Origin of the sequence: Pseudotabrizicola sp. 4114 (genome assembly GCF_031457365.1) — a bacterium.
Classification (GTDB): Bacteria; Pseudomonadota; Alphaproteobacteria; order Rhodobacterales; family Rhodobacteraceae; genus Pseudotabrizicola.
Genome location: NZ_JAVDWP010000003.1, coordinates 172303 through 190717 on the forward strand (window position 1 = coordinate 172303; position 18415 = coordinate 190717).

The 18415-nt window shown below is 63.4% G+C and carries 24 protein-coding genes and 2 tRNA genes; 18 read left to right on the forward strand and 8 right to left on the reverse strand.

Annotation, left to right across the window (positions count from 1 at the left end; all coding sequences use genetic code 11):
* Positions 1-37: 37 nt before the first annotated feature.
* The 5 genes from J2X53_RS08255 to J2X53_RS08275 all read left to right on the forward strand — a co-directional run bounded on the left by J2X53_RS08255 (position 38) and on the right by J2X53_RS08275 (position 3421).
* A complete protein-coding gene (locus J2X53_RS08255; protein WP_349037016.1) occupies positions 38-571 on the forward strand; it encodes a cold shock domain-containing protein in 534 nt (177 codons plus the stop codon).
* A complete protein-coding gene (locus J2X53_RS08260; RefSeq protein WP_349037017.1) occupies positions 541-1023 on the forward strand; it encodes a DUF192 domain-containing protein in 483 nt (160 codons plus the stop codon). The genes J2X53_RS08255 and J2X53_RS08260 overlap by 31 nt, the downstream gene beginning before the upstream one ends.
* A 42-nt stretch (positions 1024-1065) precedes the next feature.
* Positions 1066-1142: transfer RNA gene (locus J2X53_RS08265), tRNA-Pro, on the forward strand.
* Positions 1143-1293: 151 nt separating this feature from the next.
* A complete protein-coding gene (locus tag J2X53_RS08270; RefSeq protein WP_349037018.1) occupies positions 1294-1830 on the forward strand; it encodes a molybdopterin-dependent oxidoreductase in 537 nt (178 codons plus the stop codon).
* Positions 1831-1945: 115 nt separating this feature from the next.
* Positions 1946-3421: a protein adenylyltransferase SelO gene (locus tag J2X53_RS08275; protein WP_349037019.1), complete on the forward strand. Its 1476-nt coding sequence runs from the start codon at positions 1946-1948 to the stop codon at positions 3419-3421.
* 4 nt (positions 3422-3425) lie between these two features.
* On the opposite strand, the gene J2X53_RS08280 is transcribed toward J2X53_RS08275, so the two are convergent.
* The 3 genes from J2X53_RS08280 to J2X53_RS08290 are packed head-to-tail and all read right to left on the reverse strand — an operon-like array spanning position 3426 to position 5424.
* A complete protein-coding gene (locus J2X53_RS08280) occupies positions 3426-3842 on the reverse strand; it encodes a hypothetical protein (protein ID WP_349037020.1) in 417 nt (138 codons plus the stop codon).
* The gene (locus J2X53_RS08285) at positions 3842-4210 is read right to left on the reverse strand and encodes a bleomycin resistance protein (RefSeq protein ID WP_349037021.1); all 369 of its coding nucleotides are present in this window, start codon (positions 4208-4210) and stop codon (positions 3842-3844) included. The genes J2X53_RS08280 and J2X53_RS08285 overlap by 1 nt, the downstream gene beginning before the upstream one ends.
* An 11-nt stretch (positions 4211-4221) precedes the next feature.
* The gene (locus J2X53_RS08290) at positions 4222-5424 is read right to left on the reverse strand and encodes a pyridoxal phosphate-dependent aminotransferase (protein ID WP_349037022.1); all 1203 of its coding nucleotides are present in this window, start codon (positions 5422-5424) and stop codon (positions 4222-4224) included.
* 89 nt (positions 5425-5513) lie between these two features.
* On the opposite strand from J2X53_RS08290, the gene J2X53_RS08295 reads away from it, so the two are divergent.
* The 3 genes from J2X53_RS08295 (at position 5514) to J2X53_RS08305 (ending at position 6780) form a co-directional block, all read left to right on the forward strand.
* Positions 5514-5927, forward strand: coding sequence for a helix-turn-helix domain-containing protein (locus tag J2X53_RS08295; RefSeq protein WP_349037023.1), 414 nt, complete (start codon positions 5514-5516; stop codon positions 5925-5927).
* A gap of 2 nt (positions 5928-5929) precedes the next feature.
* Complete coding sequence (locus tag J2X53_RS08300) at positions 5930-6202, forward strand: succinate dehydrogenase assembly factor 2 (RefSeq protein ID WP_349037369.1); 273 nt, start codon at positions 5930-5932, stop codon at positions 6200-6202.
* 80 nt (positions 6203-6282) lie between these two features.
* Positions 6283-6780 (forward strand): winged helix DNA-binding protein, encoded by a 498-nt coding sequence (locus J2X53_RS08305; RefSeq protein ID WP_349037024.1) that lies wholly within the window; start codon positions 6283-6285, stop codon positions 6778-6780.
* Positions 6781-6786: 6 nt separating this feature from the next.
* Here J2X53_RS08305 and J2X53_RS08310 read toward each other — a convergent pair whose 3' ends face one another.
* From J2X53_RS08310 to J2X53_RS08320, 3 genes are all read right to left on the reverse strand, one after another.
* Positions 6787-8841, reverse strand: coding sequence for a capsular polysaccharide biosynthesis protein (locus J2X53_RS08310; protein WP_349037025.1), 2055 nt, complete (start codon positions 8839-8841; stop codon positions 6787-6789).
* Positions 8842-8848: 7 nt separating this feature from the next.
* The gene (locus J2X53_RS08315) at positions 8849-9988 is read right to left on the reverse strand and encodes a polysaccharide biosynthesis/export family protein (RefSeq protein WP_349037026.1); all 1140 of its coding nucleotides are present in this window, start codon (positions 9986-9988) and stop codon (positions 8849-8851) included.
* Between the two features lie 89 nt (positions 9989-10077).
* Complete coding sequence (locus tag J2X53_RS08320) at positions 10078-11397, reverse strand: capsular biosynthesis protein (RefSeq protein WP_349037027.1); 1320 nt, start codon at positions 11395-11397, stop codon at positions 10078-10080.
* A 124-nt stretch (positions 11398-11521) separates the two neighbouring features.
* Here J2X53_RS08320 and J2X53_RS08325 point away from each other — a divergent pair, with 124 nt between their 5' ends.
* The 8 genes from J2X53_RS08325 to J2X53_RS08360 all read left to right on the forward strand — a co-directional run bounded on the left by J2X53_RS08325 (position 11522) and on the right by J2X53_RS08360 (position 16789).
* Complete coding sequence (locus J2X53_RS08325; RefSeq protein ID WP_349037028.1) at positions 11522-12118, forward strand: riboflavin synthase; 597 nt, start codon at positions 11522-11524, stop codon at positions 12116-12118.
* Positions 12115-12669, forward strand: coding sequence for a hypothetical protein (locus tag J2X53_RS08330; RefSeq protein ID WP_349037029.1), 555 nt, complete (start codon positions 12115-12117; stop codon positions 12667-12669). Before J2X53_RS08325 ends, J2X53_RS08330 begins: the two co-directional genes overlap by 4 nt.
* Positions 12670-12775: 106 nt before the next feature.
* Positions 12776-13867 (forward strand): 3,4-dihydroxy-2-butanone-4-phosphate synthase, encoded by a 1092-nt coding sequence (gene ribB / locus J2X53_RS08335; RefSeq protein WP_349037030.1) that lies wholly within the window; start codon positions 12776-12778, stop codon positions 13865-13867.
* A 3-nt stretch (positions 13868-13870) separates the two neighbouring features.
* A complete protein-coding gene (locus J2X53_RS08340; protein WP_349037031.1) occupies positions 13871-14371 on the forward strand; it encodes a 6,7-dimethyl-8-ribityllumazine synthase in 501 nt (166 codons plus the stop codon).
* Positions 14368-14856: a transcription antitermination factor NusB gene (nusB, locus tag J2X53_RS08345; RefSeq protein WP_349037032.1), complete on the forward strand. Its 489-nt coding sequence runs from the start codon at positions 14368-14370 to the stop codon at positions 14854-14856. Before J2X53_RS08340 ends, nusB begins: the two co-directional genes overlap by 4 nt.
* Before the next feature lie 37 nt (positions 14857-14893).
* Positions 14894-15298 carry an META domain-containing protein gene (locus tag J2X53_RS08350; protein WP_349037033.1) on the forward strand — a complete coding sequence of 135 codons (405 nt, stop codon included), beginning with the start codon at positions 14894-14896 and terminating at the stop codon, positions 15296-15298.
* Between the two features lie 118 nt (positions 15299-15416).
* Entirely contained in the window at positions 15417-15731 is a 315-nt protein-coding gene (locus J2X53_RS08355; RefSeq protein WP_349037034.1) for a hypothetical protein, read from the forward strand.
* Positions 15732-15943: 212 nt separating this feature from the next.
* Entirely contained in the window at positions 15944-16789 is an 846-nt protein-coding gene (locus J2X53_RS08360) for a DUF481 domain-containing protein (RefSeq protein WP_349037035.1), read from the forward strand.
* A gap of 262 nt (positions 16790-17051) precedes the next feature.
* Here the strand turns inward: J2X53_RS08360 and J2X53_RS08365 are convergent, their stop codons facing one another.
* On the reverse strand, positions 17052-17282 hold the full coding sequence (locus tag J2X53_RS08365; RefSeq protein WP_349037036.1) for a DUF2798 domain-containing protein: 231 nt from the start codon (positions 17280-17282) through the stop codon (positions 17052-17054).
* Positions 17283-17466: 184 nt separating this feature from the next.
* On the opposite strand from J2X53_RS08365, the gene J2X53_RS08370 reads away from it, so the two are divergent.
* Complete coding sequence (locus J2X53_RS08370; RefSeq protein ID WP_349037037.1) at positions 17467-17931, forward strand: MmcB family DNA repair protein; 465 nt, start codon at positions 17467-17469, stop codon at positions 17929-17931.
* Here the strand turns inward: J2X53_RS08370 and J2X53_RS08375 are convergent.
* Positions 17912-18145: a DUF6324 family protein gene (locus J2X53_RS08375; protein ID WP_349037038.1), complete on the reverse strand. Its 234-nt coding sequence runs from the start codon at positions 18143-18145 to the stop codon at positions 17912-17914. The two genes, J2X53_RS08370 and J2X53_RS08375, sit on opposite strands and share 20 nt — an antisense overlap.
* A gap of 164 nt (positions 18146-18309) precedes the next feature.
* Between J2X53_RS08375 and J2X53_RS08380 the strand changes: the two genes are divergently transcribed.
* Positions 18310-18386 (forward strand) — tRNA-His (locus tag J2X53_RS08380).
* Positions 18387-18415 lie beyond the last annotated feature (29 nt).

Sequence of the window (18415 nt, forward strand, 5' to 3'; positions counted from 1 at the left end):
TTCGGCGCTTGGGGTCAATCTGGGGAACGGCTCTGCTATGACTGAGGAAGAAAAGGCCATGCGTATTGTGCATGGTCATGTGAAGTGGTTTGATCCTGCCAAAGGGTTCGGTTTCATCGTCTCTGATGAGGCGGAAAGCGATATTCTGTTGCATGCAAACGTGCTGCGGAATTATGGCCAGAACTCTGTGGCTGACGGGGCGACCATCACGGTACGCGTGCAGCAAAGCCCGCGTGGCGTGCAGGCGGTAGAAGTCGTGTCTGTGCAGGCACCGGCGGGGGCGATTGTGACCCTGGCCGATGAAGGCACTCTGATGACAGCCGAAGAGGTTGCGGCTCTGCCGCTGGCACCTGCACGTGTCAAATGGTTCGACAAGGCAAAGGGCTTTGGCTTTGCCAATGTCTTTGGCAGCAATGACGATGTGTTCATTCACGTCGAAGTGTTGCGCGTCTCTGGCTTTGCCGATCTACAAGCGGGCGAAGCGGTTTGCCTGCGGATCATCGACGGCAAGCGCGGGCGCATGGCAGTTCAGGTGGCATCATGGGAAGCGGCAGCACGCGGCGAGCGGTAATCGGGTCTTTTGCGGCTCTGGTCCTGACGGCGGGAGCCGCCTTGGCCGGATGCCGCGACGATCAGGTCGAGCTGCGCTGGCCCGGCGGGCAGGCGCGCTTTGCGGTCGAGGTTGCCGATACCGATGCCACCCGCAGCCGGGGGCTGATGTTCCGCGAAACCCTGCCACGCTCGGCGGGGATGCTGTTTGTCTATGAAAGCCCGCGCCGCGCCAGCTTTTGGATGAAGAACACCCTGATCCCGCTGGACATGATCTTTGCCGACACCACGGGGCGGGTGACAAAGGTGCATGCCAATGCCAAGCCGCAGGACACCACCCCGATTGACGGTGGGGCAGGGGTCAAACTGGTGCTGGAAATCAACGGCGGGTTGGCCGCACGGCTGGGCATTGTACCCGGAGCAGAGATGCGGCACCCGGCAATTGCAAATCCTTCATGGTCTTGTGCTGAATAGCCCTTTTCATCCGCAGCGGCATTCGCTAAGACCCCTTTCAGTCGGGGCGTAGCGCAGCCTGGTAGCGCGACGGTTTTGGGTACCGTAGGTCGAGAGTTCGAATCCCTCCGCCCCGACCACTTTCTCTCAGTCTTGTGATGCTTTTGCAGATCCGTCCTGTCCTATGCGGATGGCCCGGTCCTATGCGGATGGCCCGGTCCTATTCGGATGGATAGAAGATCATCGTGCAGCGATCGGTTATCCTTGGTCCGTGGAAACGGGAGTGTGGGAATGAACTGTCTGAATTGGAAAAGCTGGCGTGGAATGGCCCTTGGCCCCTGCCTGGCATGGGGTTTGGCCACGGCCACGATGGCTGAGACCGGGCCGCTGCCTGCCCCGACCGGCGATGTCATTCTGACGGTACGGGGTGAGATTGCCCACACCAATGGCGATGGTGCTGCGGCACTGGACCGCACGATGATCGAAGAGATCGGCGTCACGACGATGCACACCGGCACGATCTGGACCGAAGGCACCAGCGAATTTCAGGGGGTCGAGCTGTCACGACTCATGCGGCATCTTGGGGCCGAGGGCAGCACCCTGCGTCTGATTGCCCTGAATGAGTATGCCGTTGAAATTCCGATGACCGAAGCGGTGGACGGCGGGCCGCTGCTGGCGTTTCACATGGATGGCACTGATCTGTCTCCGCGCGACAAGGGGCCGCTGTGGATGGTCTATCCCTATGACCTGAAACCCGAGGCATACAAGAACGAGGTCAGCCACTCCCGCTCGATCTGGCAACTGACGGTGATCGAGGTTCTGCCCTGATCGTGCCCGTCGCCGGGTTGCGATGCCCCGCGTGGTTCCCATATGATCAGGGGAACGCCATCGTCAGGCAAAGCCCTGTCAGGCAAACCCGTGTCAGGCAAACCGCCGAGGATAAATGACCCAAGCATCGCAGCCCCCTTCCGCTTTGACCGGCGGGTTCCGGTTCGACAACAGCTGGCATCGTGACCTGCCGGGGACATATGTGGAGCAGGCCCCTGATTCCGCCCCTGCGCCGCAGCTGCTGGTGCTCAATCACCGGCTGGCGGCTGCGTTGGGGCTGGAGTCTGCGGTGCTGGCGCAAAACCCCGGCTGGTTTGCCGGCGGCGCTGTGCCCGAGGGGGCCGCGCCGATGGCGCTGGCCTATGCCGGGCATCAGTTCGGCGGCTTCTCGCCGCAACTGGGTGATGGCCGGGCGCATCTGATCGGCGAGCATTTCGCGCCGGATGGCAAACGCTGGGATATTCAGCTCAAAGGCTCTGGCCGCACGCCGTTTTCACGCGGCGGCGATGGCAAGGCCGCGCTTGGCCCGATGCTGCGCGAATACCTGATTTCCGAGGCGATGGCGGCGCTTGGCGTGCCGACCACCCGCAGCCTTGCCGTGGCCCTGACGGGTGAGGATGTGCGCCGCGAGGCGGGCCGCCTGCCCGGTGCAGTGGTGACCCGCGTGGCGGCCAGCCACCTGCGGGTTGGCAGCCTGCAGTTCTGGGCGGCGCGCGGCGATCATGACACGCTGGCGCGGGTGGTCGATTATGCCATCGCGCGGCACGACCCGGACCTTGTGGGGCAGGACGGGCGGTACTTTGCGTTCTTTGACCGGGTGACCGCGCGGCAGGCGCGGCTGGCGGCGGCGTGGATGGGGCTTGGCTTTGTCCATGGTGTGCTGAACACCGACAATGTGGCGCTGTCGGGTGAAACCATCGACTACGGCCCCTGCGCCTTTATGGAGGCCTATGCGCCAGGCACGGTGTTTTCGTCCATCGACCATCAGGGCCGCTATGCCTATGCCAACCAGCCGCATATTCTGGCGTGGAATCTGGCCAAGCTGGCCGAAAGCCTGCTGCCGCTGCTGGGCGACGCCGATGCGGCGGTTCAGGTGCTTAATGACCGGCTGTCGGGCGTGGCCGATCTCTATCACGACGAATGGCTGGCGGTGATGCGCGACAAGCTGGCGCTGGACGGCGCGCAGGACGGGGACGCCGATCTGGCCAAGGGGTTTCTGGCTGCGATGGAGGGGCAGGGCGCTGACTGGACCCTCGCCTTCCGCCGTCTGGCCGAGGCAGAGGCCGGCGACACCACCCCGCTGCGCGCGCTGTTTGCCGACAGCGCCAGGCTCGATCTGTGGCTGCCGCTGTGGCGCGCCCGGCTGCGCCCTGACGCTGCCAGCCATCTGCGCGCAGTCAACCCGCTGGTGATCCCGCGCAATCATATGGTGGAGGCGGCGCTGCAAGCGGCCGAACAGGGCGATCTGGCCCCGTTTACAGCTCTTCTGGCGCAGGTGACCGACCCCTATACCGACAGACCGGGGCGCGAGGCCTTTGCCCTGCCAGCCCCCAGCGGCTTTGGCGATTACGTCACCTTCTGCGGCACCTGAGCCGCTATTCCGGCTCTGGCTCGGTCTTCATCAGCCGCTCGGCCTTTTTGCGCACCAGAACCGTGCGCAGATCGTGCATCGCGAGCAGCAGCGTATCGGTGACCTCTTCCAGTTGCGGATCGCTCGCCTTGGACTGCGCCCATTGGGTTACCAGATTGAGGTGATCCACCGCCCGGTGAATGTCATCGACATCGCGCTGCGCCAGAATGGCACTGCGCTGCGCGATCCAACCGGTGATGACGGCGGTTTCTTCTGCCGTCAGCTTGCGGTCGCCATGCGGCTTGATGTTGCCATTCCTGACATTGGCGATGGCAATCTCTTCCATCTCGATCCGGCGCTGGCGGTTTTCCGTATCAACCCTGAACACAGCCGCGCCGTTTTCACGGATGCGGAAATAATACTCTGGCAGATCACTCGACATCAGGCATCCTTGTTGTCCAGCACACGTAACAACGACCCGTCCGGGTCTACCAGAGCGAACATACGCGGTGCGTCCGCCAATTTGAACAGGCCGGTCAGCCGGGGGATGGCGCTGCGCTCTGCGGAAATCCCGACCGCTGACCAGTCCCGGTACAAAGTGTCCGGGTCATCGACCCGGACACAGGCCGAAAAGCAGCTCGACAACGGGTCAACATCCGGGTGCGGAAAGAACTCCACCACCAGATCACCGCGGGTCAGGATCATCCATCCCGCATTCCGAAAACCGACCGCAAAGCCAAGCTGCGTGTAAAACGCGGCAGTTGCATCAAAATCTCTGCTGGGCAGATTTGCAGTGATGCGGTCGGCCATCGTCTTGTCCTTCAGGTCAGTGCCGCGCAGAACGTCTGAATCCGGCTGCACGCCTCGCGCAAAGTCTCATCTGCGGTAGCGTAGCTGACGCGGAAGTTCGGCGATAGGCCAAAGGCCGCACCGAACACCACGGCGACCCCGGTTTCCTCCAAGAGCGCGGTGGCAAACACCTCGTCATTGCTGATCAGCGTGCCGCCTGCGGTGACCTTGCCGATGCAGGCCGAGATGTCGGGGTAGACATAAAATGCGCCTTCGGGGTTCGGGCAGGTGACCCCCTTGGCCGCGTTCAGCATCGACACCACCAGATCGCGGCGGCGCTCAAACACCTTGCGGTTTTCGGCCAGAAAGTCCTGCGGCCCGGTCAGCGCCTCCAGGGCTGCGTATTGCGACACCGAACAGGGGTTGGAGGTCGATTGCGACTGGATCGTGCCCATCGCCTTGATCAGCGCCACCGGACCCGCCGCATAGCCGATGCGCCAGCCGGTCATGGCATAGGATTTCGACACCCCGTTGCAGGTCAGCGTGCGGTCATAGAGCGCGGGTTCCACTTCGGCGGGGGTGCAGAATGTGAAGTCACCGAACACCAGATGCTCATACATGTCATCCGACATGATCCAGACATGCGGATGGTGCAGCAGCACATCGCACAGCGCTTTCAGCTCGGCGCGGGTATAGCCTGCGCCGGTCGGGTTCGACGGGCTGTTGAAGATGAACCACTTGGTCTTTGGCGTGATCGCCGCTTCCAGTTGTTCGGGCGTCAGCTTGAAATTGGTCTCAATGCCTGCCACCACCGGCACCGGGGTTCCGCCCGCCAGCAACACCATGTCGGGGTAGCTTACCCAATAGGGCGCGGGAATGATCACCTCATCCCCCGGATTACAGGTCGCCATCAGCGCATTATAAAGCGTCTGCTTGCCACCGGTGCCCACCGTAATCTGCGCCGGCGTATAGGTCAGGCCATTTTCGCGCAGGAACTTGGCGCAGATCGCGGCTTTCAGCTCGGGAATGCCATCAACGGCGGTATATTTCGTCCGTCCCGCATCAATCGCACGCTTGGCAGCGTCCTTGATGTTCTGCGGCGTGTCAAAATCCGGCTCGCCCGCGCCCAGGCCGATCACATCCTTGCCTGTCGCTTTCAGCTGGGCTGCCTTGGTGGTGACAGCGATGGTCGGCGAAGGTTTCACGCGCGCCAGCGTGTCGGACAAGAAGGGCATGATCGGCTCCTGATTTGTCATTTCCGGCTTTTGCTCTTATGGATGGCCCCTGACCCAATCAAGCGATATCGACCGACAGGAGAGGCAAGATGGCGGAAAATGATTCAACAGCCACGTGGTTTTCGGCAGAGGTGGCAACCTTTGGCGACCGGTTGGCCGGCGCGCGTGAAGCGGCAGGGCTCAGCCAGCCCGATCTGGCGAAACGGCTGGGCGTGCGCCTGACCACGGTGCAGGCCTGGGAGGATGATGCGTCAGAGCCGCGCTCCAACCGGTTGCAGATGCTGGCGGGCATGCTGAACGTCTCGATCCGCTGGCTCTTGACCGGCGAGGGCGACGGGCTTGACGCGCCCTCTGCGCCCGGCGTTCATGATGCGGCCACAGTCGAGGCGCTGGCCGATCTGTCGCGCATGCGCGCGCAGATGCTGGCGCTGGCGCAGGATCTGGGGCAGATGGAAACCCGGCTGCATCATCTGATGCGGCGCGAAGAGGTTGATGCAGCATGACGATGACTGAAACGGCTGAAGCGCGGCTCAAACGCATGAAGATGCGGTCCTGGCGGCGCGGGACCAAGGAAATGGATCTGGTGCTTGGCCCCTGGGCCGATGCGCATCTGGATGGTCTGACGGCGGCGCGGCTCGACGCGTATGAGGTTCTGCTCGCCGAAAATGACCAGGATCTGATGGCCTGGATCTTTGGTCAGGCCGAGCCAAAACCCGAGGTGGCGACCCTGCTGGCCGAGATCGCGGGATATGCCCGCGACAGATTGCGTAAGGTTTGAGCAAAAACCGGCGCTAGTTTACGGAATGTTTGTTGTTTGTGCTGATTCTGCCCCTGTTTCTATGAAGGCGGAGATCACGCATGACCCATCAGGCCCCCGTTCTGGACGGCTCGCACAAGCTTCTGACGGCTGGCTATCTTGACAGTCTTGCGCTGGTCGAACGGCTGCACCGCCTTTTGCTCGATGTCATCAAGGATGAGTTTGAGCGGCTGGCGATCCTTGAGATCAATTCGGTGCAGGCGCTTTTGTTGTTCAACATCGGCGAGAATGAGGTGACGGCGGGGGAGCTGAAAAGCCGCGGCTATTATCAGGGCAGCAACGTCAGCTATAACCTGAAAAAGCTGGTGGATCTGGGCTATATGCACCACCAGCGCTCAGAACTTGACCGCCGCTCGGTGCGGGTGCGGCTGACGGAAAAGGGGCGGCGGGTGCGGCTGGTGCTGAACGACCTGTTTGCCCGCCATGCCGACGTGCTGATGAAAAAAGCCGTGATCGACGCCGCCGGGATGGAAGAGGTGAACCATTCCCTCAAACGGCTGGAGCGGTTCTGGACCGATCAGATCCGCTATATCTACTGATGCAGCCTACCGCCGCCATAGCTGCGCATGGGTGGCAAACCGCCCTTGCAGCTTGGCCAGCAGCCGGTTGGCCAGCCCCGGATGCGGCAGATCGCCCGCCGCCAGCCGGTCCAGCGCCACCTCGGGCGGGCAGGGGCGGCGGCTGATGGGATCGTAATAGCGCGGATAGGCGATCAGCGCCGCATGCACCAGCTGATCCAGCGTGGGGCGCGGCAACAGCCCGCCATCCGCCGCGCGCAACCGGCGCGCAGGCACCGGCCCCAGATCGTGCGTCAGCCCCCAGCCCGCATAAAACGGCGCGCCCAGACAGGTCACCGGCTTGCCCCGGAGCAGCGCCTCGAAGCCGAGCAGGCTGGTCATTGTCCAGATCTCATCACAGGCGTCAATCAGCACCACCGGGTCGGCGCGGGTGGCAACGACATCGGCCAAACCGTTCAGATCGCCAGCAGAAATGGCACCGGGCCGCAGCCCCGCCTCGACATCGGGGTGCGGTTTGTAGACCAGCACCGCAGCCGGATGCGCCGCCCGCGCCGCCTGCAACAGCGCAAGGTTGCTGCGCACGGTGCCGCCACCCTTCAGGATGGACGCGTCATCCTCTACCTGTCCCGGCACCAGAACGCGGTGCCCCGGCGGCAGATCGGGCCGCGCGCCGGGCAGATTGTATTTCGTCAGCCCCAGCGCCACCAACCGCGCCCGAAGCCGGGCCGCGCGGTCCAGCCCGCCGGGCGGCGGCGGGGTCAGGATCAGCCGCTCCAACCGGCTTTCGCGGCTGGGGTCGTAGTAGATCCCCAGATCATCGGTCACCAGCGACAACGGTGGCACCAGATCGGCCCCGAGACCGCGCGAGCGTAAAAACCCATCCTCGACCCGGCGCAGCTTTGCACCTTGCTGTGCCAACCCTTCGGTCTCTTTCCCGGCCCAGACCAGAATGCCCCGGCCTTTCACGTCCCCCGGCACATCGCGGAAGATCAAGGGTTTTTCCTGCCCGAACACCGCCTGCAACCGTCCGCGTTTCCACAGCCGCATGCCGACCGCGACATGCCCCGCCCGGTCTCCGCGAAAGGCGCGTACCTCGGCTTCCAGCTGATCCACCGCCTCATCAAAGCTGCACAGCCGGTCGCGGCAGGGGTCGTACCAGACCGGCGCCAGGATCATGGCGGCGGCAAAGAGTTGCACCTTTGTCAGCTTGCGGCCGCGCCGGGGCAGGGGGCCAGCGTCATGGGTCAGGCCCCAGCCGGCGTAAAACGGCTGGCCAAAGACATGCGGGCGATGCCCGGCCAGAATAGCCTCGAACCCCAGTTGCGACGAGACGGTGTAGACGGCAATTGCCCCCTCCAGCAGCGCATGGGGCGAGACCGCGTCGGCCAGCAGCGTCACCCGGTCGGACACATCTGCCACCGAATAGTGGCCGCCCCGCAGGCCAAGTGCCGTTTCGGGATGCACCTTGAGCACAATCCGCGCCTGCGGATGTGCGTCCATCGCCGCACCCAGCATTTGCGCAAAGCTTTGCGCGCTTGCGCCGGAGTGCCGGATCGAGGCATCGCCGCGTGTCTGATCGACCACCAGCACATAGCCCGGTTCCGGCAGCGGCAGCGCAGGGTCGTGCATGTTGTATTTTGACAGATCCAGTGCCCGAAGCCGCGCGATTCCGTCCCGCGCCCGGGTCAGAAGGTTCGAATCGTCCAGATGATCGGTGGCGAGGGTCTGCTCCAGCCGCGACGGACCTGCGCTGTCGAAATGCACGCCCAGCGGGTCAATCATCAGCCCCAGCGTGCCACCGCCCAACCGCCCCGGCCGGACGCCGCGCAAAAACGCATCTTCCAGCCGGATCAGCGGCACCCCGCGCCGGGCCGCGACAGCCTCACCGCGGTGGGCATAGGGGCTGCGGCCCCAGACCACCACGCCATCCTGTGGCCCTGGCAGACCCAGCGCCAGATCGTGGCCGCTCAGGTGCAGAATGCGACGCAGCCGCCGGTCGCGCAGAAAGCCCGCGTTGTAATGATAAAGCCGCCGGGGAACGTCCCCGGCGGCTTTTGGTCTGTCATCGGGTTGCGGTGCCAATCCGGCCTCAGCCGCCTGTGCCCACGTCGGACAGCGAATTGGCCGCACCCGCCGTGCCGGTGATCGCCGACAGCGTTTTCTGCCACTGCACGAACGGCGCTTCGGTGACATAAACCGTATCCTGATCGCGCACCACGAAATCGCGCGCCTCGAACATGCCGGTGGGTTGGGTCAGATCCAGCACGTACACCATCCGCTGATCGCCGCGCAGATCCTTGCGGCCCAGGACCGCATTCGCAATTTCTGCCGGTTCGTTGCGGAACACGAACACCCCGGTCGGATCGGCCAGGTTGGTGTTCAGCCCGCCCACAATCGCAATCGCCTCAATCGCCGACAGGGTCTGCGTGGCGAACGGCACCCGGTTCTGGGCCCCGGTCGCGCCAAGCGCCACAAAGGCGCGGGTGTCGCGTTCGACCACGATCTTGTCGCCCGGGCGCAGGGCAATGTCGAGCGACGGGTTGGAATACAGATCCTGAAGCCAGACTTTTCCGGTGTGATTTCCACGGGTAACGCGGATCACCGCAACCTCGGGTTCAATCGAGACCCCACCGGCGCGGGCAATCATCGCCGACAGATTGCGGGTTGGCCGTTCGATGGTATAGACGCCATTGGCCCCGACCGAGCCTTGTACCGACACGGCAGACCCATCGCCCGCCAGCCGCGACACGGTGACTTGCGGGTCTGGCGTCTGGGTATCCAGCTTGCGGGTGATCGCGCTGCGCAGGCCCTCGGGGGTCTGCCCGGCGGCCTTGATCCGGCCGGCATAGGGCACAAAGATGTAGCCCTGACCATCGACCTGCACCTCTTCGAGGGCAGAAACGCGCTGGCCGGTGTTGCCCAGAAGCGGGTCGTCGCGGACGTTTTCAAAGATGGTCAGGCCCAGCGTGTCGCCGGAATTGATCGTATCTGACCCCACCACACCCGCATTGAGGAAGCCGGACGAAAACCCGAACGCGGGGATGACGGCGGTCGCGCGGGTCACGCGCTGGTTGACGGTGACAATAAAGGCGTCCCCTTCTTTCAGCACCGACCCTTTGAAAATCTCGGCCTTGTTCGGCCCTGATCGCGGCAGGCCGCAGGCCGCCGTGGTTGCCATGAGGGCAACAAGGCAGAGGGCTTTCGCCCCCTTTGATGTAAGCACTTTCACTGCCCGGGCTCCTTTAGCTGGATTTGCCTCAAGTTTTGCCTGCAAGGCTACAGAATGAATTGAGAAAACGCCAGCCTTGGGTTTTGCGCTCAGTTCACCAGCCGCAACTGTTGCCGTGGTGCCGCGCTTCCCGAAACCAGTGCATCATAGGGATCTTCGGCCGAAAGCATCATATCGACCACCTGCCGCAGCACTTCGCGCCGCCCGCGCGCAGAGTAAAAACCGCCGGTGATCTGGCTGGTTTCCAGCAGGTAGTGCCGGTAATCGCGGTAGGCGCGGGCATCGGGGCGGTTGGGGCGGGCGAAAAACCGGGCGATGGGTTGATGCGATACAAATTCGGGCTTGGCATAGACCGCCGCGCCAAAGGTTTTCAGCGGCATGCCACGCCACAGCACCTGTTGCCCTGCGGTGGAATTGACCGTCACCGCCGATCTCGCGTGGTTCAAAAGTTGCGCCAGCTTGCCGCCGCGCACGAAATGCACCCGCCCCGTTACCCCGTGCACCTGCGCCAGCCGGCGGATTTCGGCCTTCAGCGGCGCGCGCCCGTCTTCCAGCGGATGGGCCTTGAACACCAGATGGTGATGCGAGGCAGCCCCTTTGGCAAACCCCTCCATCACCACCGCCAGAAACTCGGACATGGTCTTGAACGGCGAATGCATCTGAAAGCTGGCATCATGTTCCAGCTGCAAAAGCACCAGATGATAGGGAAAGCCGCCATGTTTGATGCGGAATTGCGCGATCATCCGTTCCCAGCGGTGAAACGGCAGCAAGATCAGCCGTTGGCAATACAGCAGAAATTCCTGCCACACCGTTTGCTTGCGATGCGGCCGGAAATTGCGGAAATCCCAGAACCCGGTCAGCACAAACCAGTGATAGAGCGCGCCCCAGAAAATATGCTGGCGCATGTCGCCCCAGCGGGCTGGGGCCTCGGGCTGGTCCATTTCCGCTTTGGCCAGGGCGGCCTGCATGTCGGCCACTGACATCTGCATCAGCTTTGAGTGCCCATTCACACCGCCGCGTTCGTAGGTCACCCAATGCGGGCGCAGATAGCCCTCTTCAAACACATGCACCATGACGCCCGCCGCTTGTGCGGCCAGAACCGCCTGCGCGTGGATCGGGCGGGTGTCGCCATAAAGCACCAGATCGGTGATCGCCAGATCGCGCAGCAGGGTGGCAATCCGCTCTGGCCAATGCTCTACCGGGTCGCGGAACGGGATGAATGTGGCACCCGACGGCCAGAAGGCGCGGTCGCCCCGGTTGAACCCGACCCGCCAGACCTGTGCCCCCGCCGCGCCCAGCATCTTGCCCAGACGCTGGAAAAAGGGCCCGTGTGGCCCTTGCAGAAACAGAAATCGGCGGTCTTGCCCGGTCGTGCGCATCTTGTCCGTCAGTGTTTCCGGCAGCAGCATCGCCCCGGCTGGTTACTCTTTAGCGAGCCCCTAAGGTCAAAGCACGGCGAATTTTAGGCAAAATCTGTCCGGTCTTGCGCAGAGTTTTGTCGCAGGCTAGGCATATTCGCAAAGGAGAACCGCCATGTTCACAGGGATCGTCAGCGATATTGGTGAGGTGCTGGAGACAGAGCAGCAGGGCGACCTGCGCGCCCGGATCGGCACCCGCTATGATGTCAGCGGCATCGACATCGGGGCGTCGATCTCGTCAGACGGGGTCTGCCTGACGGTGATCGCCACCGGCACCAGCCCGCGGAATTGGTACGATGTGCAGATTTCGGCGGAAACCGTCAGCAAGACCAACCTTGCGCGCTGGAAACCCGGCGCGCGGGTCAATCTGGAACGCGCGCTGAAGGTCGGCGACGAGCTGGGCGGCCATATCGTGTCGGGCCATGTCGATGGCGTGGCTGAAGTGGTGGCCGTGACACCGCAAGGCGACAGCCTGCGCGTCACCTTCCGCGCGCCGCGTGACCTTGCGCGCTTCATCGCGCCCAAGGGCTCGGTGGCGCTGAACGGCACCTCGCTGACGGTGAACGAGGTGGATGGCACCGATTTCGGCATCAACTTCATTCCGCATACGCAAAAGGCCACCACCTGGGGCGATGTGGCGGTGGGTGACCGCGTCAATCTGGAGGTGGACACCATGGCGCGCTACGTGGCGCGGCTGCGGGAATGGGAATGACAGCAGGCATCGGCCACAACGGCGGGCCGGAACTGACCGGGCTTTCGTGGCGCACCCATTGCTGGCGCGCGGCGCGCGCCCGGCTGGTGCCGGTCCTGCCGCTGGAGGTGGTGCGCCTGCGGGTGCGCCGCGCTGCCGAATTGGGGCTGGAGTACAAGACTTATGCCGGGATCCGCGCCAGCACCGGCCATGATCTGGTGGCGTTTCTGTTTTCCTCCAACGCCTTGCGCATCCTGCGCACGGGGCAGGCGCTGCCCGCCGACCGCGCGGCAAAACTGGCCGCCATTCAGTCTGCCGGTCTGATCGGCCTTGCCCTGCCGCCCTTGCCAGCCACAGCGCTGGCGCAGGCCGCCCCGATGCTGACCCAAACTCACCGCGCCCCGCACCATCTGGCCACCTTTGCCGAGGCCCGCCACCGCCTGCGCGAGCTGCTGGGCAAGACGCCCTCTGATACCGTGCTGCTGATCGGCGATCACGGGCTGGAGGCAGAGTGGTGCGCGGCGGGTCGTCTGGCCGGATACCTGCCGGCAGAGCGCTATTTCGCCCCCTGATCCCGCGCGTTTTTGCATCGGCTGCACAGGTGTTCTGCACGGGCAGCCTCTGGCTTTTGCGGGCCTGTCGGGGTAAAGCCAGACAAACCGCTCAGGAACCCACCGCATGACCCAGTATTCGGACGCCATCTCTTCTGTCGAAGACATCATCGACGACGCGCGCAACGGTCGCATGTTCATTCTGGTGGATCATGAAGACCGCGAGAATGAGGGTGATCTGGTGATCCCGGCGCAGATGTGCACGCCGCAGGCGGTGAACTTCATGGCCACCTATGGCCGGGGTCTGATCTGCCTTGCGCTGACCGCCGACCGCGTCGATCAGCTGGGTCTGCAACCGATGAGCCCGAAGAACTCATCGCGTCTGGCGTCGGCCTTTACCCTGTCGATCGAGGCGCGCGACGGGATTTCCACCGGCATTTCCGCCGCAGACCGGGCGCGCACCGTGTCAGTCGCCATCGACCAGACCAAGGGCCCGCAGGATATCGCCACCCCGGGCCACGTGTTTCCGCTGCGCGCGCGCGATGGTGGTGTTCTGGTCCGCGCCGGTCATACCGAGGCGGCGGTCGATGTGTCGCGGCTGGCCGGGCTGAACCCGTCAGGCGTGATCTGCGAAGTGATGAACGATGACGGCTCGATGGCGCGTCTGCCAGACCTGATCCTGTTTGCGCAAAAACACGGGCTGAAGATTGGCACGATTTCCGACCTGATCGCCTATCGCCGCCGCAACGACAATCTGGTGAAACTGACCGAAGAGCGCGCCGTTACGTCAGAATATGGCGGCGACTGGACCATGCGGATCTATACCGATGTGACCGAAGGCGCAGAACATGTGGTCCTGATCAAGGGCGACATCACCACGCCCGGCCCGGTGCTGACCCGGATGCACACGCTCGACCCGCTGCTCGACGTGGTGGGCCTTGGCGGGGCAGGGCGCACGGCGGAATTCGCCGATGCGATGAGCCTCATCGCCACTGAGGGGCGCGGTGTGCTGGTCTTGCTGCGCGAGCTCGACCGCAAGCTGATCTCGGATACCGAAGCCTCGCCGCAGACGCTGAAGCAATACGGCATCGGCGCGCAGATTCTGGTGTCGCTGGGGGTTAACGAGCTGACCCTGCTGACCAATTCGCCGCAGCCCAAGATTGTCGGGCTGGATGCTTACGGCTTGTCGATCACCGGCACCCGCCGGATCACGGAGTAAACCATGGCCACGCACGAGTCCCATTACACCCTGCCGCTGCCGGAATTTGACCGGCCGGTAAAGCTGCTGATCGTGGTCGCGCCCTATTACAAGGATATCGCCGACAACATGGTCGCAGGCGCGCGCGCCGTCGCGACCGCCTGTGGGGCCGAGGTTGATCTGGTCGAGGTGCCCGGCGCGCTGGAAGTGCCGACCGCCATTGCCATGGCCGACCGTCAGGCGAATTATGATGGCTATGTCGCCCTTGGCTGCGTGATCCGGGGCGAGACCACGCATTACGACACCGTCTGCAATGACAGCAGCCGCGCCCTCAGCCTGCTGGGTCTGCAAGGGGCCTGCATCGGCAACGGCATCCTGACAGTGGAAAACCGGCCGCAGGCCGAGGTGCGGGCCGATCCGGCGGGGCAGAATAAAGGTGGCGGCGCTGCGGCAGCGGCCTTGCACCTGATCGCGCTTTCGCGCAAATGGGCGGGCCAGACGAAAGGGATCGGGTTCCGCGCATGACAGAGTCAAAATCGGCAGCAAAACCGAGCAACGCCGAGAAAAAGCAGATGCGCTCTGCCGCGCGGCTTTACGCTGTGCAGGCGCTGTTCCAGATGGAAGTCTCGGGCCAGACCATCAAGGCGGTGTGCCGCGAGTTCGAGACGCACCGCTTTGGCGCGACCTATGACGAGGGCGAGTTTGTCGAAGGCGATGTGGATCATTTCCGCGCGCTGGTCGATCACGCGGTAAACTTTCAGGCGCTGGTCGATCAGATGACCGACCGCGCTCTGGTGGCCAAATGGCCGATCGACCGGATCGACCCGGTGCTGCGCGCGCTGTTCCGCGCTGCCGGGGCCGAGATGACGCAGATGGCGACGCCGCCGAAAGTGGTGATCACCGAATTCGTCGATGTGGCCAAAGCCTTCTTTCCCGAAGGAAAAGAATCCAAGTTCGTCAACGCCGTCCTCGATCATATGGCGCATGAGGCCAAGCCCGAAGGGTTCTGATGCGTCATATGTCAGATCTTTTTTCAGGAGCCTGACCATGACCCGTTTTACCCTTGCCCTCGCCGCCAGCCTCGGCCTTGCCGCCTGCCTGCCCGCCGGGGCCGATGCCGTGCCGTCTGAGTACCTTGCCATCGAATGGACGCTGGTGTCGATCAACGGCCAGCCGTTTACGGCGACGGGCAAGATCGACCTCAGCACACCCGGCAGCATCGCCGGGCAGGGGCCGTGCAACCGCTTTTCCGGCAGCTATGACGGCACCTTGCCCGAGTTCCGCCCCGGTGCCATCGCGGCCACCCGAATGGCCTGCCCCGATCTGGCCGCCGAATCGGCGATGCTTGCGGCACTGGCCGAGATGACCCGCGCCGAGGTAACAGGGCCAGTGACCCTGCTGCTGACCGGGGCAAAGGGCGGCAGCATGGAATTTGCCCGGCCGATGAACTGACCCGCCGCCGCTGCCCGCAGCACAATCTTGTGACGGTGGCGTGAAAAGCCTGCGGCGAAATGGCCCTTTCGCTTTGCCGCAGGCGCGCTAAGGTTTTGTTCTGATCAGGAGCACAGACATGCCCAAGCTTATCCGCCTCTACATCGTCAATGTCGCTATCGGCTTTGGCATCGCCGCTGCCTTTGTGGCTGGGCTGGTCTGGCTGGATGTCGCCGGGCTGCAACGTCTGATCCTGAACTCACCGATGGGTTGGGTCGCGGCGCTGATGATGGTGATGTTCAATGGCGTGGTGTTTGCCGGGGTGCAGTTTGCCATCGCTGTCATGCGGATGGCCGGGCCGGAGGATACACCGCCACGCGGCCGCAGACAGCCGCTGGTGCCGGTCCGGGTCGAAGTCCCTGTGTCCCGTCGGCAGCATGCACATCGCCGATAGCTCTGGGTCCGTGGCAGGCCGCATCGGCGGGGCCGAACATGTCACCGGACAACAATAGGCGGTTTTTCGCCTGCCGGATCAAGCCGTTACCTTACGCGGCGTAAGTTCACGACGGATCGCAAATGCGTGAGGCGCGGGAACTTTCCGCGTTTTCATCCGTTTCCTCCGCGACCGGCACGAGAGAGGCCGGTGTGTGAGAAAAGGATATAATGATGACAGTCAAACTCCGCACCCTTGGTGCCGGCGTGCTGGCCATTGCCGCCGCCCAAGTCGCTTTTGCGCCTGCCGCTGTGGCGCAAGTCGCCATCACGGGCGTTGAGGCTCTTGATGACCGCATCGACGACATCAATGATGATGTTGCAGATGATTTGGCGCGCGCCGAAGATGCGGCGCGTTTTGGCAGCCCAGAGTTCCAACCCGGATTCAGCGGCAGCGCTTCGCTGGGCTATTCGGGCAAGACCGGCAACAACGAGTCGCAAGACATCACCGCCGGTGTGCGTCTGCGCTATGCGCAGGGCCAGTTCGTTCAGACGATTGGTGCCGCACTCGATTTCGCCGAGGCGAACAATACTGCGACCAAAGAAGACGTGTTTGTCGTCTATGACGCCAACTACTACTTTGACCAGAACTTCTATGGCTTCGCACTTGCCCGTCTGCAAACCAACGGTCTGGCCGAAACCGTTGACGATAACCGTCGTGATGCGTTCCTTGGCTTCGGTCCGGGCTATCGCATCGTGAACACGCCGGACGTTTCCTGGCGCGTACAGGCTGGTATCGGCGTCAGCTACCTGCAGGACGGTGCCCGCAATTCGACCACGGAAACCGGCTATCTGGCCGCGTCGCGGTTCTTTTACCGGATCAACGACAACTTCTTCGTGACGAATGATACCGATGTGCTGAAGTCGGATTCGGCGCTGCGCGCGAACAACGATCTGGGCCTGAACGTCAAGATGACCGACGCGTTCTCGACCCGGATCAGCTATCTGAGCGAGTACAACGATAGCCGCGCCATCAAGACCGACAACAAGCTGGGCGTTTCGCTGGTGTTCGGCTTCTGAGCCGGAAAACCCCACACAGCAGAAAAGGGGCGGAGAAATCCGCCCCTTTTTCGTGTCTGCCGTGAAGAGTAGGGTGGCGGGCCCGCAGCAGCCGTGGGTGGCATGGTTTCCCGAGAGCCAGAGGTCTCAGGTGGGCACCAGGTAGCAAGACCAGGATCTTGCCAGAGCCAGCATCCATTCGTTTGCTTATCGGCCACTGGAAAAAAGCCCCAGCACGCGAAGAGCAGCACCCGCCACCACAACAGATAGGCGTAGCGCAGGCTCAGGGCAAGAGGCGGTTCACGGCATTTGCCGCCCTGAACGCCAATGGCCCGACTCCCAGCGACAGAATGAACGCGATTGGCCAGGCCAGCACAAAGCCCTGGCCCCATTGCGACAGGAACACCGGGGTGATCCCCAGCTTCAGGGCGCTCATGATGCCGCTCATCAAAGCGGCCATGCTGCCAGAGATAAAAACCTGCGCCAGAATAACGATACGGGTGGAATGGGTCATTTTGATATGTCCTTGGGTGACTGTTTCCCCATGGGTTCGCCGGGTTGCCGACGACAGTCCCGCGCAAACGCGGTGCCGGAATAACCAACCGGCCAGACACTTTCTTGGTAGGCGCGGATTAAGCAGGGCGGGCATAAAGTCAAACCCCCTTGTCAGATGTTCACCTTTTATTCATACTGATGCGATGGATATTGCACCCGAAACCTTGCCTGTGATGCCCGGTCAGCGCCTTGCCCGTGGGGTGGCGCGGGCCTTGCGCGACATGGGGTTTGTGACCGTGGAAGAGCTGGTGCCGACCCCCGGCCTGCGCGTCGATCTGATGGCGCTTGGCCCCAAGGGGCAGGTCTGGGTGATCGAATGCAAATCCTGCCGCGCCGATTATCAGGCCGACCGCAAATGGCAGGGCTATCTGCCGTGGTGCGACAGGTTTTTCTGGGCGGTGGATGCCGATTTTCCGACCGGACTGTTGCCCGAGGAAACCGGCCTGATCCTGGCGGATGCTTATGGCGCTGAAATCATGCGGATGGGGCCGGAAACCCCGCTCGCCCCCGCCCGGCGCAAGGCCGTGCTGCAGGGCTTTGCCCGCCATGCCGCGCTGCGCCTTCAGGCGCTGCGCGACCCTGCCGGGGTTATTTCCGCCTGGGCTTAGCTTTGCCGCCGCCTGCGCCCTTGCTGCCGCCCATGGCGCGCACAGCCTCTGCCGCGGCGCGCAGCTCTTCGGCGATTTCCTCGGCCTCTTCCGGCTCGAAATCCAGCGGCAGCTCGACGCCGCCATCGGCCTCGATATAGATGCGAACCATTCCGGCCGAGGTCGGCCCGATCTGAAGGTTTGCGGCGATTTCGCTTTCCTTGTCGATGCCCATTGCGGCCCCCTTGCTGATGCAGACCTTGCCCTAGCGCCCTTTGCGCTGTTTCGCAAGCCGCACGCCACCGCCGTGCCCGGTTGCGGGAACCGGCCATCGCAGACACATTTTGCGCCAAACCCTGCTTGCAATCCAAAGCAAGGGGCGTTAAATCGCCCCCAAGTGCCGGCTTAGCTCAGTTGGTTAGAGCACTAGATTGTGGATCTAGGGGTCCCCCGTTCGAGCCGGGGAGCTGGTACCATCCTTCCTTGCATAACCCATGCCAAAGCC